Annotated in this window: 15 protein-coding genes and 3 tRNA genes; 6 read left to right on the top strand and 12 right to left on the bottom strand. The window is 65.6% G+C overall.

The genetic code is table 11. The annotated features are described in order from the left end of the window. Positions 1-68 precede the first annotated feature (68 nt). The 4 genes from PAA8504_RS08060 to PAA8504_RS08045 are packed head-to-tail and all read left to right on the top strand — an operon-like array spanning position 69 to position 5,091. Positions 69-716 (top strand): paraquat-inducible protein A, encoded by a 648-nt coding sequence (locus PAA8504_RS08060; protein ID WP_245897566.1) that lies wholly within the window; start codon positions 69-71, stop codon positions 714-716. Continuing rightward, positions 689-1,324 (top strand): paraquat-inducible protein A, encoded by a 636-nt coding sequence (locus PAA8504_RS08055; protein WP_108893676.1) that lies wholly within the window; start codon positions 689-691, stop codon positions 1,322-1,324. Before PAA8504_RS08060 ends, PAA8504_RS08055 begins: the two co-directional genes overlap by 28 nt. Beyond that, entirely contained in the window at positions 1,321-4,533 is a 3,213-nt protein-coding gene (locus PAA8504_RS08050; RefSeq protein ID WP_108893675.1) for a PqiB family protein, read from the top strand. Before PAA8504_RS08055 ends, PAA8504_RS08050 begins: the two co-directional genes overlap by 4 nt. A 3-nt stretch (positions 4,534-4,536) precedes the next feature. Beyond that, positions 4,537-5,091, top strand: a complete 555-nt coding sequence (locus tag PAA8504_RS08045; protein WP_108893674.1) for a PqiC family protein — start codon at positions 4,537-4,539, stop codon at positions 5,089-5,091. A 6-nt stretch (positions 5,092-5,097) separates the two neighbouring features. On the opposite strand, the gene PAA8504_RS08040 is transcribed toward PAA8504_RS08045, so the two are convergent. The 9 genes from PAA8504_RS08040 to PAA8504_RS08000 all read right to left on the bottom strand — a co-directional run bounded on the left by PAA8504_RS08040 (position 5,098) and on the right by PAA8504_RS08000 (position 13,274). Further along, complete coding sequence (locus PAA8504_RS08040) at positions 5,098-6,015, bottom strand: carbohydrate kinase family protein (RefSeq protein ID WP_108893673.1); 918 nt, start codon at positions 6,013-6,015, stop codon at positions 5,098-5,100. Positions 6,016-6,070: 55 nt separating this feature from the next. After that, on the bottom strand, positions 6,071-7,183 hold the full coding sequence (locus PAA8504_RS08035; protein WP_108893672.1) for a TFIIB-type zinc ribbon-containing protein: 1,113 nt from the start codon (positions 7,181-7,183) through the stop codon (positions 6,071-6,073). 21 nt (positions 7,184-7,204) lie between these two features. After that, on the bottom strand, positions 7,205-8,287 hold the full coding sequence (locus PAA8504_RS08030; protein WP_108893671.1) for an SPFH domain-containing protein: 1,083 nt from the start codon (positions 8,285-8,287) through the stop codon (positions 7,205-7,207). A 73-nt stretch (positions 8,288-8,360) separates the two neighbouring features. After that, on the bottom strand, positions 8,361-9,323 hold the full coding sequence (locus PAA8504_RS08025) for a DUF2927 domain-containing protein (RefSeq protein ID WP_108893670.1): 963 nt from the start codon (positions 9,321-9,323) through the stop codon (positions 8,361-8,363). Beyond that, positions 9,320-10,471: a toxic anion resistance protein gene (locus PAA8504_RS08020; protein WP_108893669.1), complete on the bottom strand. Its 1,152-nt coding sequence runs from the start codon at positions 10,469-10,471 to the stop codon at positions 9,320-9,322. Before PAA8504_RS08020 ends, PAA8504_RS08025 begins: the two co-directional genes overlap by 4 nt. Continuing rightward, positions 10,468-11,343 carry a 5-bromo-4-chloroindolyl phosphate hydrolysis family protein gene (locus PAA8504_RS08015; RefSeq protein ID WP_108893668.1) on the bottom strand — a complete coding sequence of 292 codons (876 nt, stop codon included), beginning with the start codon at positions 11,341-11,343 and terminating at the stop codon, positions 10,468-10,470. Before PAA8504_RS08015 ends, PAA8504_RS08020 begins: the two co-directional genes overlap by 4 nt. Then, the gene (locus PAA8504_RS08010; protein ID WP_108893667.1) at positions 11,343-11,546 is read right to left on the bottom strand and encodes a hypothetical protein; all 204 of its coding nucleotides are present in this window, start codon (positions 11,544-11,546) and stop codon (positions 11,343-11,345) included. Before PAA8504_RS08010 ends, PAA8504_RS08015 begins: the two co-directional genes overlap by 1 nt. A gap of 50 nt (positions 11,547-11,596) precedes the next feature. Beyond that, a complete protein-coding gene (locus PAA8504_RS08005; protein WP_108893666.1) occupies positions 11,597-12,451 on the bottom strand; it encodes a TerC family protein in 855 nt (284 codons plus the stop codon). 37 nt (positions 12,452-12,488) lie between these two features. Beyond that, positions 12,489-13,274, bottom strand: coding sequence for a pseudouridine synthase (locus tag PAA8504_RS08000; RefSeq protein WP_108893665.1), 786 nt, complete (start codon positions 13,272-13,274; stop codon positions 12,489-12,491). Between the two features lie 76 nt (positions 13,275-13,350). Here PAA8504_RS08000 and PAA8504_RS07995 point away from each other — a divergent pair, with 76 nt between their 5' ends. Together PAA8504_RS07995 and ade are read left to right on the top strand one after the other, a co-directional pair. Next, complete coding sequence (locus tag PAA8504_RS07995) at positions 13,351-13,827, top strand: nucleoside deaminase (protein ID WP_245897565.1); 477 nt, start codon at positions 13,351-13,353, stop codon at positions 13,825-13,827. 50 nt (positions 13,828-13,877) lie between these two features. After that, positions 13,878-15,563 (top strand): adenine deaminase, encoded by a 1,686-nt coding sequence (gene ade / locus PAA8504_RS07990; RefSeq protein WP_108893663.1) that lies wholly within the window; start codon positions 13,878-13,880, stop codon positions 15,561-15,563. Between the two features lie 4 nt (positions 15,564-15,567). On the opposite strand, the gene PAA8504_RS07985 is transcribed toward ade, so the two are convergent. The 3 genes from PAA8504_RS07985 to PAA8504_RS07975 form a co-directional block, all read right to left on the bottom strand. Continuing rightward, positions 15,568-15,642 (bottom strand) — tRNA-Gly (locus tag PAA8504_RS07985). Between the two features lie 20 nt (positions 15,643-15,662). After that, positions 15,663-15,737, bottom strand: a tRNA-Gly gene (locus tag PAA8504_RS07980). Positions 15,738-15,875: 138 nt separating this feature from the next. Then, positions 15,876-15,949: transfer RNA gene (locus PAA8504_RS07975), tRNA-Cys, on the bottom strand. Positions 15,950-15,994 lie beyond the last annotated feature (45 nt).

The following is a 15,994-nucleotide window of genomic DNA, read 5'->3' as shown; positions in this document are numbered from 1 at the left end:
TGGGCGGTGCCTTCCTTATAACCGCCCGAGGGACGCAGATTTCCGTACCGTCCCCGGGGAGATTGCCGATGTCGATGACCGAGGCGACCGATCTTGCGGACCTTCCGCTGGACGAGCTGATCGCCTGTCCGCAATGCGACGCGCTGTATCGCGCCCGGATGCCGGCGATGGGCAGCCGGGCGGTCTGCAAGCGATGCCATACGGTGCTGATCGCGCCGAAGACCAACGCCTATCTGCACCTGATCGTCCTGTCGCTGACGGTGGTCGTTCTGATGGTGGGTGCGGTGACCTTTCCCTTCCTCGGGGTGAATGTCGCGGGGTTCTCGAACAAGGCGTCGGTCGTCGACACGGCGCTGACCTTCATGGATGGCGGCTGGATGGTGGCGCTGTCGATGTTCGTGGTCGCGTTCATCATCCTGATCCCGCTCTTCCGGGCGCTTTTGGTGCTGTATGTCGTCGCACCCCTGACGCTGGGCCGCAGGCCGTTTCTCGGCGCGCGGCGGGCCTTCGGGTGGAGCGAGGACCTGCGCCCGTGGTCGATGGCCGAGATCTTCATCATCGGCTGCGCCGTAGCCCTGGTGAAGGTCGCGGACCTGGCCAAGGTCGAGTTCGGCCCGGCCTTCTTCATGTTTGCCGCACTTGTCGTCATAACGGTCCTTCAGGACATCAACATGGACCGCTGGAGCATATGGAAGGCGCTGGAAGAGACATCGTAAGCGCGCGGTCCGAGGGACTTGTCGCCTGCCGCCGCTGCACCCGCGTCTGGCCGATGGGGCAGCGAAGCTGTGCGCGGTGCGGCGCGCCACTGGCCTCGCGCGATTGGGGGTCGCTGCAACGTGTGTGGGCGTGGCTGACGGTGGGGATCATCTGCTATATCCCGGCGAACCTGTTTCCGATGCTGCGCACCCAGGTCCTATTCGACGAGAGCGAAGACACGATTATCCAGGGCGCGGTCGAGCTTGCGACCCACGGCAACCTGGCCATCGCGGCGATCATCCTGATCGCGTCCGTGGCGATTCCGGTGGGCAAATTCATCGCCATCGGGTATCTGGCGATCTCGGTCGCGCGGCCCGAACGCCTGCGCCCGAAACAGCGTCACAAGCTGTATCATATCGTCGAGTTCATCGGGCGATGGTCCATGATCGACGTTTTCGTCGTTGCGATCCTGTCCGCCCTTGTGCAACTGAATTTCGCGGCATCCATACGGCCCGGCCCCGCGGCGATCACTTTCGCCCTGTCGGTCATCTTTACCATGTTCGCGGCGATCAGTTTCGATCCGCGCATGATCTGGGACAACGGGGGGCGGGGGCCTCATAAGTCATGAGCGATGAGACGAACGCACGCGCCGACGCGGCCGAGCCCGAGATGACCGAACCGCGCAAGGGCTTGCTTTCGCGCGTCTCTATCGTGTGGCTTCTGCCGATCCTGGCCGTCGTGATCTCTTTGGCCGTGGCGTGGCGCAGCTATACTGACCAGGGCCCGCTGATCGAGGTGACCTTCACCAATGCCGCCGGCGTCCGCGCCGAGGAAACCCAGCTGCGGTACCGCGACGTGGTGGTCGGCCTGGTCGAGACGGTGCGATTTTCCGAGAACCTCGGTCAGGTCGTGGTCGAGATCCGCGTGAACAACGAAGTCGCGCCCTATATCGACCAGGATGCGGCGTTCTGGATCGTCCGTCCCGAGGTGTCCGCGCAAGGGGTGTCCGGCCTCGATACCGTTCTGGGCGGCGTCTACATGATTGGCAGCTGGGACGGCGAAATCGGAGAGCCCGAGACCGAGTTCGACGGGCTGACCCGCGCGCCGCTGGTCACGAACAACCGCGACGGACTGTTCTTCCAGCTGCGCGCCGGCGATGTCGCGGGGCTGAGCGAGAACGCTCCGATCCTGTATCGCGGGATCAATGTCGGACAGGTCGGCAATCTGCGCCTGGCCGAGGACGGCGTGTCGGTTCTGGCCGATGCCTTCGTGCGCGAGCCTGAATCGCGTTTGATCAACTCGGCCACGCGGTTCTGGGATACGTCAGGATTCACGTTCTCGTTCGGGGCCTCGGGCGCGCAGCTCAGCGTCAACTCGCTGTCGTCGCTGGTCTCGGGCGGTGTGTCGTTTGAAACGACGGTCTCGGGCGGGCAATCCCTGGGGGACAACCCGACCTTCCGCCTGTTTCCCAGCGAGGAAGCGGCGCGGTCCTCTGTCTTCGAGGCGTCGGGCGATGGCGAGCCGGTGAATTTCACGGTTGTGTTCGAGGATTCGGTACCCGGCCTCGAAGTTGGCGCGGATGTCGATTTCGGGGGCATCGTTGTCGGCCGTGTGTCGGGCTTGACCGGTGTGCTGGACGAAGAAACTTTCGGCGACCGCGGCGTGCGGCTTCTGACCACGATCGAGATCCAACCGGGCAAGATGGGCCTCGACCCGCAGTCCACGCCCGAAGATGTCCTGGATTTCATGCAGTTCGCCGTCCAGAACGGCCTGCGTGCGCAGTTGACTTCGGCCTCGCTTCTGGGGGGATTGCAGGTCTCGCTCGAGCAGACGAACGATGCCCCCGACGCCGAGATCGTCGTGGACGCCGAGCCGTATCCCCGAATTCCATCGATCCCTGCCAACCTGTCGGACTTCGCCGATACGGCCGAAGGCGTTTTCAACCGGGTCAACAATCTGCCCATCGAAGAGCTTCTGGACAACGCGATCCTGGTCATGCAGTCCGTGACCCGCCTGCTGAACGACGAGGGGATCCAGGAAACACCGTCGGAGGTGCTGGCGCTTCTGGGCGACGTGCGCAGTTTCGTGAATTCCGAGGGCATCCAATCGATCCCGCAGGAGGCAAACGCGACGATGGCCGCCCTTTCGGACACGGCCGTGCAGCTTCAGGACCTGGTCACCCGACTGAACGAGGCCGGGGCGGTTACGGCACTTGTCGACGCGCTGGCCGCGGCCGAGGAGGCCGCCGATTCCGTGTTCGAGACGATGGAGGACGGTCCCGAAACGCTGGAACAGATCAACGCCGCTGTCTCCGAGCTGGAAACGCTGATTGCCGAGGTGAACACGCTGCCCCTGAACGAGGTGGTGACCGAGGTCGAGGGGACGCTGGATGCGTTGCGCACGTTCCTGTCTTCGGACGCGACACAGGGTCTGACCGGCGATGTCTCCGAGCTTCTGACCGAAGTCGAGGGGCTGGTCGCCGATGTCCGGGATTCCGGACTGGTCGAGACGGCGAACGCAACGCTTGAAACCCTGTCCCAGACGGTGGTGGAGATTCAGACGCAGGCGACGCCGATCCTTGAGGAAGTGCGAGTCGCGGTCGCAAGCGCGCAGGGATCGATCAGCGCGCTGCCCACGCTTCTGGGCAACGTGGATCAACTGGTCGCGACGCTGAACGATGTCGCTCAGAGCGTGGGCGCGCTGCCTCTGGACCGGACGCTTGGGAAAGTGAACGATCTTCTGATCTCGGTCGATACGCTCGTGTCGTCCGATGGGATCAGCCAACTGCCGCAGGATGTGCAGGCCACGCTGGCCGACCTGCGTCTGGTCTTCACCTCTCTGACCGAACAGAACGGCACCATCGACCAAGTGAATGGCCTGATCGGGGATGCGGGCACAACGGTCGCGGACGTGAACGCCGCGATCCAGCCTGTCGTGACCCAGATCGAGCCCGTGTTGCAGGAATTGCGGACGACGCTTCAGGCCACGCAGGGGCCGATCAACCAGCTGCCCGGCGTGCTCGACGATGTCGACGCGCTTCTAGCCAGCCTCAACACCGTGGCCGACAACGTGGCGACCCTGCCGCTGGATCGGGCCGTGGCGAATGTGAACGACCTTTTGGTTTCGGTGGATACCCTGGTCTCGTCCGAGGCGGTGTCGCAACTGCCGGCCGAGGTCCAGACGACGCTGGCCGACTTGCGGATCGTCTTCACCTCGCTGACGGAACAGAACGGTGTGCTCGAGAATGCGAACGATCTTCTGGTCTCGACCGACAGCGCGGTAGGCGAGATCTCGGCCGCGTTGTCGCCGGTGCTGGCCGATGCGCAGCGCGCCGCGCGGGCGGTGGCCGATGCCGCCGATACCGCACCAGAGGTGGCCGACCGTGCCAAGCGGGTGGCCGACCAGATCGAGCTTCTGGTGAACGATGTCGCCGACCTGCCGATCCAGGAGATCGGCGATCGGACGTCCAGCCTGCTGGCCTCGGCCGATACGCTGATCTCGTCCCCCGAGACACAGCGGGTTCCCACGGCGCTGTCGAACGCGCTGGAAGAGGTGCAGCGCCTGCTGATCCAGGTTCAGGAAGGCGGGCTGATCGAGAACGCGAACGCCACGCTCAGCTCCATTCGGCAATCCGCCGACCAGGTTCCGACCCTTCTGACCAATGTGGGCGGCTTGCTGAACCAGACCGGCACCATCATCGAGGGCTACGACTCGCGCGGCGCCCTCGGGGCCGAAATCCAGTCGACGCTGCGCGATATCCAGTCGGCGGCCTCGTCCATCGACAGTCTGGCCCGCCAGATCGAACGCAATCCCAATTCCCTGCTGTTTGGACGCTGACCCATGAAGAAGCTTGCCGCTGCCACGGCCCTGATCCTTCTCGCCGCCTGCGGTGACACGCCCTTGCGCTTCGACCTGCCGGCCACGGAGGTCGCCCAGAGGATCCCGGTCTCGGTCGGGTCGGTCGAGGTGATGGATGTCTCGCTTCCGCTCTATGCGGATCAGGAGGTCATCTATTACGAGGACGAGACCGGCGCGCTGGTCAGCAACGAAGCGCTTCTATGGGCGGACGATCCGCAGCGCAGTTTTACCGAGGGGCTGGCGTTTTCGTTGGCCGCGCAGACCCGCGCCACGGTCGCTGCCGAGCCGTGGCCCTTCTTCGACCGGCCGGACGTACGCGTCGATGTGCGGGTGTCACGCGCGCTGCCGGGGCGGGACGGGGTGTTCCGGCTGGCCGGGCAGTATTTCGTCGGATCGGTGCAGGGCGAGACACGCGAACGGGCGCGGCGGTTTTCGCTGTCGGCCCCGTACCAGACCCTCAGCGCTGGATCGATCGCGTCGGCAAAGTCGCGGCTGATCGACGAATTGGCGACCCTGATCGCGCGCGACGGGCTCTGATGGCGGTCAAAGCTCTGCCCGGGTGGGTGGGTTCGCCCCGGCGCGGCTGACCGTGACCGCGGCGGCCTGCACGCCAAGTGACAGGGCGGCGTTCAGATGATCTTCCGTCAGGCTGCGCAGCGCCTTCTTCGTCAGCACGCCCTGTTCGGACAGCGAGGCTAGGACGCCCGCGTTGAACGTGTCACCGGCACCCACAGTATCGACCACGGTGGCGGGACGGGAGGGGACGAAGACCTCCGAGCCCTTGGTGAACGCGGTCGCCCCTTCGGCGCCCCGCGTCAGGCAGACCATCGCAGGCCCCTTGGCGAGAACGGCGCGCGCGCGGTCTTCCAGCGTGCCGGCGTCGGTCAGCCATGCAAGATCCTCGTCCGAGACTTTCACGATGTCGGCCCGTTCGATCATCCGCGAGATGCGCGCGTCATAGCTTGCTCGGTCTCGGATGAAATCAGGGCGGATATTCGGGTCCAGCATCATTGGCATCCGCGCCGACAGTTGCGCGGACAGGGTGTCGTAGGCCGTGCCGCAGGGTTCGGCCGTCAATGAGATACCGCCGAAGAAACAGGCGTCGACGTCGATGTCCGACGGCAGGTCTTCTTCGGACAGCATTCGACCGGCGGTCGCCTCGTCATAGAAGGCATAGCTGGCCTGCCCGTTGACCAGAGTGACGAACGCCAGTGTGGTGGGGCGGTCCGAACGGTGGGCCGGGGCGGCATCGACCCCTGCGGCCTTCAGCGCGGCGACGATCTGTGCCCCGAACAGGTCGGTCGAGATGCCCGAGAAGAACCCCGCAGGCGCCCCGAGCCGGCCCAGGGCCACGGCCGTGTTCAGGACCGCGCCGCCGACATGGGGGGCGAAGGCCGGCTCTCCCCGGTCGGAGGTTCGGGGCAGCATGTCGATCAGGGCCTCGCCCGCGCACAAGATCATCGTCTGGGTCCCCTTTCGTTTTCGATTGCCTAGCGTCCCGCCCCCGATAGCGCAATCAGCCGTTCGAGAAATAGGCGAACACGCCCGCCACGATGACGGCCACCAGTACCGCGAACGCGATCTTCCAGGGGGAGTAGGGGCGTTCGCCGGTCACGCGGCCGTTATGGCCGTTGATGACCACGCGAAAGGTCCGGCCGCGATAGGTATAGGCCGCGATCCACAGCGGCAGCAGGATATGCTTGAACGTGACGTCGGCGATCTCGGTGTCGATCCGGTCGATGCGCTGCCGGTCGCCACCGATATCGAGGCGCACATCCCGCGCGATGACGGCGTCCATCTTGCCGCGCGCGATGCGGTGCCCGTCTTCGACCCCGATCCGGTAGCTTTCGGCCCCGAACCCGGCCAGGTAGTCCGCCGAATAAGGCACCAGCGCCGACAGGTCCCACGGCTCGATCGCATCGACCGTCTTGCCCGGCAGCGTGGGGGAGGCGAGGGCCAGCACGTCGTCGAAGTCCCGCGCAACGGTGCCCGAGACACGGGTCCAGCGGATGGTCATGTCGGTGCGCGTCTTGCCGTCCGCGCCGCGCCGCCGGGTCCGGTGAACGCGGCCGCGCTGCCCGCGATAGGCGGACCGGGTGCGGGCGTCGAAGGTCCAGTAGGGCAGGTAGACGCCGCTCATCCGGCGGCCCTTACGGGCGAAGCGGCGCAGGCCGTTGGGGGCGAACCACAGCCCGCCCAGCCAAGCCGTCATGTCGCGGCGGGCCTGATCCTCGGTCAGGGCGAAGGGCAGCAGGGCGCGCGGCCTGATCTGCTGGTGCGGGTCCGGGTCGGTGACGACGGGCGTGGCGCAGAACGGGCATTCCATCGCGGTCCGCGCGGTGTCGAAGGTGACCTCTGCCCCGCAATTGGGGCAGCGATGGGTGCGGGCGACCTCCAATTCCATCTGTGGAATGCGGTTCGACAGGGCGGCTTCGAAATCAAGCTCGCGGATCGCCTGCGGTGCAGGGTCCGGCGCAAGCTCTTCTTCGTGGCCGCAGAAGTCGCAGTGCAAGGCGCCGCGGGTTGGTTCGAAGCGCAGGTCGGCACCGCAGGACGGGCAGGGGAAATGATGCCCCTCGTCCGACGGCTGGTCGGGGGCGTCGTCATCGGTTTCGGAAGGACGGGACATGCGTGTCTGCGGCTGGCTCGGTCAGGTCGGCGGTGGGGGCGGGGGCATCACGGTGAACAGGCGGGCAAGGGGCGTGATATCCTCGGCCCGTTGCCAGCCGTCCTGGCCGGCGGTCCAGACGAGGGTGTCGCGGGTCAGGTGCCCGTCCTGCGCCATCCTGCCCAGTCGCGCGGTCGAGAACGGCCCCTCTGTCGTGCCGTCCCTGGCGATATGCCAGACCTGTTCGACCGGAGGCGGCGGTGGCGGCGCGGGACGCGGGCCCCAGGGGCCGGCGGCGCCCATCTGCATCCCCAGCCCCGCGCCGAAGCCGGTGCCCATGGCCGCCCCCGCCGCCGAGCCCTGTTCGGTCAGTGCCTCGGCCGCCTGAAAGCGCGTGTACCGGTCCATGTCGCCGATCACGCCCATCGACGTTCGCTTGTCCAGCGCGGCCTCGACAGCCTCAGGCAGGGAGACGTTCTCGATATAGAGTTCCGGTATTTGAAGGCCGTAGGCGGCGACGGTGGGGGCGATGGCCTCGGCCACCAGCTTGCCCAGATCGGCGGTATTAGCGGCCATATCCAGAACGGACAGCCCGCTGGAGGCCAGCGCCCGGCTGACCTCCTGCACGATGACGTTGCGGATCTGAAAGCTGATCTCGTCGGCGGTGAATTCGCCGTCGGTACCCACGATCTCGGTCAGGAACAGGGACGGGTCGGCGACCTTGACCGCGAAGGTTCCGAAGGCCCGCACGCGGGTGGGGCCGAATTCGGGGTCGCGCAGGATGACAGGGTTCTTGGTGCCCCATTTCAGATCGGTGAACCGGGTCGTGTTGACGTAGTAAATCTCGGACTTGAAGGGCGAGCGGAATCCATGATCCCAGTGCTGAAGCGAGGTCAGGATCGGCATGTTGTTGGTTTCGAGGAGATAGAGGCCGGGCCTGAAGACATCCGCCAGCTGGCCTTCATGGACGAAGACGGCGGCTTGGCCTTCGCGCACGGTCAGCTTGGCGCCGTACTTGATCTCGTGACCTTCCCGCTCGAACCGCCAGACCATGCGGTCCTGCCGATCATCGACCCAATGGATGACATCGATGAGCTGACCCTGAAGGAAGTCGAAGATGGGCATCGCGCGCTCCTGCGTGGTTGTCGGGACCTGTATAGGGTGGGGGGATGCGGATGCTAAGCGCAGAATCGGGCCGTCAGCTTTCCCCGGGGATCAGTTCGGCCGCGATCCGGCGCACGATGGGTTCGGCCTCGTCCAGCGTCATGCCCGGGCGAAGACGGTCGTCGTAGAGCATCGCCAGAAGCTGCTCGTCCATCGTGGTCAGAAGCGCAAATTCCTCGTCGTCATTGAAGATCGAGGGGCGTGCGCGGGGGCTGTCATTCGCCAGGCCCAACCCTTGCGCGATCTCTTCGTGGAAGCACGACAGGCGCAGAAGATCGGGGTGTTCGCCGCGGATGATGGCGACGGCGCGGTTGTACCGACCGGTCGTGCCAGGATCGACGGCGAAGACGATACAGTAATTGTTGCGCGGCAGGTCGAGGATGGATTGCAGCGCCGCGTTCTGCAGTTCGGGCACGAGGCGCCGTAATTCGTCGCCCATGTCGCGTCGCTCGGCCTCGTTCACGATAAAGACGGTGAAGTTGCCGTTCGTCGTGGTGGGGGTGATCGGATGACCCGTGACCCGGGCCAGCCGTCGGGTGAACGCGATCACGTCGTTGCGGTCGCGGGTCTGCTGTTCCACGGGAATGGTGTCGCCGAACCGGGTTTCGATCCGGACGGGGATCTCCCAGCGATGAAGCCGGGACTCGGTTTCGCGGGCGACCAGGACCCCGCCGTTCGGCGCGTATTCCTCGTAGAAGGCCAGCCGCAGGAACGTGTCGGCCAGACGGCGAGCGTCCCACGGGGTATCGGGACCGCCGCCATCCTGGCGCAGCAAGCCTTGAACCAGCAGCCCTTGCTCGATCCGGTCGTAATAGGCCGACAACTCCTTGCTTTCGGGCTCAGGCTCGGCGGCTTCTGGGGCCGGCTCAACCGCGGGTGCCGGAGGACGTTCGGGGCGCGAGGGGGGGACCGGGACGGGGTCTGCGGGTTCCAGCTGCGCGCATCCAACCAAGGTGATCGCAGTCAGGAGGGCAGGCAGGACCGCGCGCAAGATCAAACGGCTTTCCGAACTTGATGCGACTTGGCGGCCGACAGGGTCTGTTTCAGGTCCGCTTCCATCTTCTGCAATTCGCCCTCGGCCTCGGCCCGCGCCTTCTTGCCCTGATCGGCGATCTGAAGAGACTCTTCTATTGTGGCGATCAGCTCGGCATTCGCGGATTTCACGGCCTCGATATCGAAGACACCGCGTTCCACCTGGGTGCGCACCTTGGCATTGGCCTCGCGCAGGTTCTTGGCGTTCGAGGTCAGAAGGTCGTTCGTCAGATCGTTCGCTGATTTCACGGCGTCGGCGGCATCCTCGCTGCGCTGGATGGTGACGGCCTGGGCCAACTGCGTCTCCCACAGGGGCACGGTGTTCACCAGCGTCGAGTTGATCTTCATCACGAGGCTCTTGTCGTTTTCCTGCACCAGCCGGATCGAGGGAAGGGACTGCATCGTCACCTGCCGGGTCAGCTTCAAATCGTGGACCCGGCGTTCCAGGTCATCGCGTGCGGCGCGAAGGTCGCGTAGCTGCTGGCTGTCGATGACGTCGTCGCCGCGACCGTCCGCGGCGGCGGCTTCGGCGGCGGGGATGTCTTCGGCGTCGAGGCGGCGCAGCTTTTCCTGCCCCGCGGCGATGTAGAGGGCCAGTTCGTCATAGAAGTTCAGCGTCTTTTCGTAGAGGACGTCGAGCGCCTTGATATCCTTCAGAAGCTGGTGCTCGTGACGATGAAGCTGGCCGGTGATGTCGTCGATCTGGGCCTGCACGTCTTCGTATTTCGCGATGAAGCGAGACAGCGGCGCCGCGCGGCCCAGCATGCGTTCGAAGAACGTGCGGTTGCGACGCGCGTCCAGCTCGGCGCTGGAAAAGCCTCGCAGGGCCGAGACCATGGCGCGCAGGCTGTCGCCGGCGGGCCCGATATCCTTGTTCTTGACGTCCGCCAGCATCGACTGGCTGATCTGCTGAAGTTCTTCCTGCGCTGGCGCGCCGAAGCCGATGATCGAGCCGGTGTCGGTGATGTCGATCTGCGACAGCCGCTGGTCGATGGCGGTCTTCGTTTCCGCATCCGCGCCGTCATATGGCGTGATCTCGGCCGAGGGGGACACGGTCGCCTCAAGCGCCTCGATCTCGGTCGAGGGGCCGGGCTTCAGGGGGCGGTCGTTCATCCTCGGGTCTCCTTGGTTTCGCCCATGCTCACGCCTTCGCGGTCCAGTCTCTCGCGCAGAACGTCGATCTCGATATCCAGGTCCGTGCGATCGTCCAGCAGCATCGTCTCGGACCGCCGCGCGAATCCTTCCTCAAGGTCGTCGAGCAACGCAAGAAAATCGTCGCGGGCGGCCTCGTCATGCCCTCTTTGCGCAAGGCTGGCATATTTTACAGCCGCATCCTTCGCGCCCAGCAGATATACGCCGAGCCATCGGCGCGCCTGCGGCAGGTCGCGCGGGTCTTCCTCGACCCGGCGGAACAGGGCGCGGGCCGTATCGGCGAAGCCGTCCACCCGGGTCAAGAGATGCCGGTCGCCGGTCGCGCGGATGGCCGCGCGCATGTCGGCCAGGTGCGCTTCGGCCTCGTCTACCGCGGCGGCGACCCGTTCGGACTGCCAGCCCGGCGCCCCGCCGGCGATCTTGTTGCGCATCGGGTCAACACCGAAGGCGGCCACGTGCAGGACAACCCCCAGGACGGCCAGAACGATGGCGCCGCCGACGGCCGGAAGCCCGGCCAAGGCCAGACCGGCCCCGGTCAGCGCCGCACCTAGGGCCTTGCGGGGTAGGGCGGGGCGGCGGGCCGTGGCGCGCGCGTCATAGGCATCCTGCGCCTTCAGCCCTTCGCGGGTCATCCACGCCGCCCCGCTGAGCGCGAAGAACGCCGCCAGGTCCAGGGCAAGGCCGGTCGGTGCCTCGCCGAACGCGGTGAACAGAAGCGGGATTGGCGCGATATACAGCGCATTGGCCCGCGCGCCGACGCGCGAGCGTCGCTTGACAGCCCAGCCGCCCTTCGCGCCGCGCGGAGAATGCGGGCCACCGAAGCGTTCGGGCATCAGCCTGCCCCCCAGATCGCGGCATAGAATATCAGGGCGACCAGAAGGACGAAGGACAGGCGTTGCATCGGTGTCTCTCCCAACGGGGCTTGGCGCAGGCGCGCGCGTGCATCGGTCGCGACCTGGCCCAGCGATCGAAGCGCCAAGGACACAAGGGCCACGACAAGCGCGAGGACGAGCGCGGTCAGCAGAAGGCGGGGCATGGAGGCTCCTGTTTCATCCCGACCGATATATGAACGCGCTACGGGCCCTTCTAGGTGCGGATCTGGCGGCGGGCTTCGGACTTGCGTTCCGCATCCAGCTTCCGGCGATACCGCGACTGGATGATCTCGACCGCGAAGAGCACGAGGACCGAGAAGTAGAACGTGGATTTCGACATCGGGACCAGCTCGAACCCGAACACGTGGATTGCCATGTCTTCGGCCGCCTCGTGGGCCATTCCCATCGCCTCGGCGCCGTGGACGGCAGCCTGACCGGCTTCACCCAGAAGGACGACGCCGACGATCAGAAGAACGAACAGGCCCAGAACCTCGAACATGCGGTTCTTCTGGATGAACGCCGTAACCCAGTCGGCCAGCGCCAGCATCGCGATGCCCGACAGTATGATCGCCGCCGCGAGGATCAGGAAGACGTCCGTGATTGCCAGAGCAGACAACACGGAGTCGAACGAGAAGACGAGGTTCATAAAGACGATCAGCATGATCACCTGAAACGCTGACTTCCCGGTCTTGTCCCCCGTCGCCTGACCGATGTGATCGGTCGCCAGCATGTGGGTGATCTCCTTGACGGCAGTGTACATGATAAAGATGCCGCCCAGAATGAACACCAGCGTCGAGAAATTGACCCCGCCGGTCAGCACGCCGTCCCAGTTCAACACGAAGAACGGTTCGCTCAGCATGTCGATCAGGCGGATCATGGCGAACAGCAGCACGATCCGCAGCGTGACGGCGATGACAATCCCCCAGAACCGGACCTGCTTTTGCTGGGCCACCGGCGCGCGCTGGCTTTCGATGGAGATATAGAGAAGGTTGTCGAACCCTAGAACCGCCTGCAGAAACAGGAGCATCAGGAGGTTACCTGTGTTTTCGAAAGTCAGTAGATCGGCCATGCCTCGTGTCCTGTCAGTTCTGGGTCGGTGGGTGTCGCTATTTGCGCCGCTTCACAGTGCGTTTCGGGGCCGATTTCTCGGCGAAGCCTTCGGTGGACAATCCCAGCTGATCGCGCAGGACCTTAGGTCGAACCTCTTCGACGGCCCCGGGTTTCAGATCGCCCAGGCGGAACGGCCCGAATGAAATCCGCAGAAGGCGTGTAACCGGAAGGCCGACGCTTTCCATCGCACGCCGGATCTCGCGGTTCTTTCCCTCGCGCAGGCCGATGCTGATCCAAGCATTCGCGCCTTGCTGACGGTCGATCCGCACGTCCATCGGCTGGAAGCGCTCGCCCTCTATCGTGATACCCTTGCGCAACGGCTCGAGGTCGGCATCCTCGGGGGTGCCGTGGACGCGCACGCGGTATTTGCGCAGCCATCCGGTCTTGGGCAGTTCAAGCTTGCGCTTGATCCCGCCGTCATTGGTCAGAAGCAGAAGCCCCTCGGAATTCAGATCGAGGCGACCGACGGAAACGACGCGGGGCAGCTCGGGCGGAAGGCTTTCGAAAACCGTTTTGCGCCCTTTCTCGTCCTTGGCCGAGGTCACCAGCCCCTGGGGCTTGTGATACAGCCAGAGGCGCGGTGTGTCCGGCGGGCCGATCTCCTGCCCGTCGAGGGTGATGCGGTCCCGTTCGGTGACGTTCAGGGCGGGGCTGTCGATGGTCTTGCCGTTGACGGCGACGCGCCCGGCCTCGATCATCCGCTCGGCCTCGCGTCGCGAGGCGCGGCCGGCGCGGGCGATGACCTTGGCGATTCGGTCGCCTTCATGGGGTGTGTTGGACATATCCCCGTCCTAGACCCGGTGAGCCGACTTGCAAGCGCAAGCGCCACAGATAAGCGAATTCGGCTGGACTGGCGGCATGCGCCCGGGCAAGTCCAGATGCATGGAGCGGTCCGCACATATGGCGCTGGCGCTGGACGCCGCACGCGAAGCCGCGCAACGCGGCGAGGTGCCCGTGGGCGCGGTCGTTGTCAGTCCTGAAGGCCGGGTGTTGGCCGTGCGCGGCAACGAGACCCGGGCCACGCACGATCCGTCCGCCCATGCCGAGGTGCAGGCGATCCGGGCCGCCTGCGCCATGTTGGGGCAAGAGCGACTGCCCGGCGCATCGCTGTACGTCACGCTGGAGCCGTGTGCCGCCTGTGCCGGGGTCATCGCGGCGGCCCGGATCGCGCGTCTGTACTATGGCGCCTCGGACCCGAAATCAGGCGGCACGGAACACGGCGCACGCGTCTTCTCGCATCCGCAGGCGCATCATACGCCCGAAATCTATGCGGGTATCGCCGAGCGGGAGGCCGAAGCGCTTCTGAGGGCCTTCTTTCAGGTACGCCGGGGCTAGATTTCCCCGCCGAAACCCGGCCCAGTGTCCGAAACCTTGCAGGAGCCGCCATGACCGATCTTTCCCACCTCATCGCAGTCGGCGCCGGTCGCGCCCCCGCCGATCTGGTCTTGCGGGGCGGGGCGGTCCTGGATGTGGTTACCGGAGGGATGATCGAGGGCGACGTCGCGATTGCAGGGGGCACGATCGCCGGGATTGGCGCCGATTACGACGGCCCTTCTCGCGACGTGTCCGGCCTGACACTGGTGCCCGGCTTTATCGACACGCATCTGCACATCGAAAGCTCGTTGGTGACGCCGTCGGAATTCGCGCGTCTGGTGGGCGCTCGCGGGGTCACGACGGCGATCTGGGACCCGCACGAGATCGCGAATGTGCTGGGGGTCGCGGCGTTGGACTGGGCGATGGACTGTGCCGCCAACGCCCCCATCGACATCAAGGTGATGCTGTCTTCCTGTGTGCCCTCATCGCACATGGAGACATCGGGCGCCGAGATCGGGGCAGGGGCGCTGGCGCGGCTGGCGGATCACCCGCAGACCCGGGGGCTGGCCGAGTTCATGAACTATCCCGGCGTGATCGCCGGCGATCCCGATTGCCTTGCCAAGCTGGAGGCGTTCTCGGGGCGCCATATCGACGGCCACGCGCCGCTGCTGTCGGGGCGGGGCCTGAACGCCTACACCGCCGCGGGCATCCGCACCGAACACGAGGCAACCAGCGCCGAAGAGGCGCGCGAGAAGCTGTCGCGGGGCTTGCGCATCCTTATCCGCGAGGGGTCGGTGTCGAAGGATCTTCACGCCCTGATCCCGCTGATGACCGACCGTCTGTCGCCCTATCTGGCGCTTTGCACCGATGACCGGAACCCTTTGGATATCGCGGAGGAAGGGCATCTGGACCACATGATCCGCACGGCGATCGCCGAAGGGGTCGATCCGGTGGTCGCCTACCGGATCGCCTCGCTTTCGGGGGCCGAAGCGTTCGGCTTGAAGGATCGGGGGCAGATCGCGCCGGGCAAACGCGCCGATATCGTGGCGATTGGCGCACTGGCGCAATGCGATGCGCAGGCGGTCTGGGCGAATGGGGTCGAATTGGGATCGGCGCGCGGTGTCCCGGATGCCGAGATCGGGCGCAGGTCCGTCCGAATCCCGGCCATCACGGCCAGCACCTTCCGGATGCCGGGGCAGGGTGCGACGCCAGTGATCGGCGTGCGCGAGGGGATGATCCTGACCGACCACCTGACCGAAGACCTCTCCGCGACTGAGGGCGACCGCCGTCCCGATCCCGCGCGCGACCTGGCCCGCGTCACCGTGATCGAACGGCACGGCCGCGCCGGCACCATCGCGTCTGGGCTGGTGCGCGGGTTCGGTGTCGAACGGGGGGCCATCGCCTCGACCGTATGCCACGATCATCACAACTTGATCGCGGTCGGGGTCGACTATGAGGACATGGCCCTCGCTGCCCACCGCCTGGCCGAGATCGAGGGCGGCTTCTGCGTGGTCGAGGACCGGAAGATCCTTGCGGAACTGGCCCTGCCGGTCGCCGGATTGATGAGCCAGGGAAGCTTCGAGGACGTGCGCGCAGGACTAGCCGGTCTGAGGGAGGCGGCGCGGTCGCTGGGCGTGACCCTGAACGAGCCGTTCCTGCAATTGGCCTTCATCGCGCTTCCCGTGATCCCGCACCTGAAGATCACGGATCTTGGGCTAGTCGATGTGGACCGCTTCGAACTAATGAAGGATGTCTGACGGTTGGAGCGGGCGATGAGATTCGAACTCACGACCCTAACCTTGGCAAGGTTATGCTCTACCCCTGAGCTACGCCCGCGCGCCAACCCGTCTGACCGATGGAGCGGGCGATGAGATTCGAACTCACGACCCTAACCTTGGCAAGGTTATGCTCTACCCCTGAGCTACGCCCGCGCGCCATCGGTAAGCGCCCATCTATCCAACCGGATCGGGACACGCAAGAGGGCGCAATCCAGTTTTTCAACCTGCCTCGAGGGGACACGTGGTCTCCCGCGTTTTCAGGTGAAGAAATAGATTCGGGGGGAGGGCTTCTGGAGGCGAGTACCGGAATCGAACCGGTGTACACGGATTTGCAATCCGCTGCGTAACCACTCCGCCAACTCGCCGAAGCGCGTTCCTCATATGCCCCGCGGTTCAGACCTGCAAGCGGA

It is taken from the genome of Palleronia abyssalis (assembly GCF_900302445.1).
Taxonomy (GTDB): domain Bacteria; phylum Pseudomonadota; class Alphaproteobacteria; order Rhodobacterales; family Rhodobacteraceae; genus Palleronia; species Palleronia abyssalis.
The sequence above is the reverse complement of the archived record's forward strand: the minus strand, read 5'-3'. Positions and strand labels throughout refer to the sequence as shown.

What these genes read in the sequence shown, in the direction of transcription:
- PAA8504_RS08035 (WP_108893672.1), bottom strand. Translation starts at nt 7,183, where the DNA reads ATGTCCCGTCCTTCCGAAACCGATGACGACGCCCCCGACCAGCCGTCG.
- PAA8504_RS07995 (WP_245897565.1), top strand. Translation starts at nt 13,351, where the DNA reads ATGCGCCCGGGCAAGTCCAGATGCATGGAGCGGTCCGCACATATGGCG.
- PAA8504_RS08045 (WP_108893674.1), top strand. Translation starts at nt 4,537, where the DNA reads ATGAAGAAGCTTGCCGCTGCCACGGCCCTGATCCTTCTCGCCGCCTGC.
- PAA8504_RS08040 (WP_108893673.1), bottom strand. Translation starts at nt 6,015, where the DNA reads ATGATCTTGTGCGCGGGCGAGGCCCTGATCGACATGCTGCCCCGAACC.
- PAA8504_RS08015 (WP_108893668.1), bottom strand. Translation starts at nt 11,343, where the DNA reads ATGCCCGAACGCTTCGGTGGCCCGCATTCTCCGCGCGGCGCGAAGGGC.
- PAA8504_RS08060 (WP_245897566.1), top strand. Translation starts at nt 69, where the DNA reads ATGTCGATGACCGAGGCGACCGATCTTGCGGACCTTCCGCTGGACGAG.
- PAA8504_RS08055 (WP_108893676.1), top strand. Translation starts at nt 689, where the DNA reads ATGGAAGGCGCTGGAAGAGACATCGTAAGCGCGCGGTCCGAGGGACTT.
- ade (WP_108893663.1), top strand. Translation starts at nt 13,878, where the DNA reads ATGACCGATCTTTCCCACCTCATCGCAGTCGGCGCCGGTCGCGCCCCC.
- PAA8504_RS08005 (WP_108893666.1), bottom strand. Translation starts at nt 12,451, where the DNA reads ATGGCCGATCTACTGACTTTCGAAAACACAGGTAACCTCCTGATGCTC.
- PAA8504_RS08000 (WP_108893665.1), bottom strand. Translation starts at nt 13,274, where the DNA reads ATGTCCAACACACCCCATGAAGGCGACCGAATCGCCAAGGTCATCGCC.
- PAA8504_RS08050 (WP_108893675.1), top strand. Translation starts at nt 1,321, where the DNA reads ATGAGCGATGAGACGAACGCACGCGCCGACGCGGCCGAGCCCGAGATG.
- PAA8504_RS08010 (WP_108893667.1), bottom strand. Translation starts at nt 11,546, where the DNA reads ATGCCCCGCCTTCTGCTGACCGCGCTCGTCCTCGCGCTTGTCGTGGCC.
- PAA8504_RS08030 (WP_108893671.1), bottom strand. Translation starts at nt 8,287, where the DNA reads ATGCCCATCTTCGACTTCCTTCAGGGTCAGCTCATCGATGTCATCCAT.
- PAA8504_RS08020 (WP_108893669.1), bottom strand. Translation starts at nt 10,471, where the DNA reads ATGAACGACCGCCCCCTGAAGCCCGGCCCCTCGACCGAGATCGAGGCG.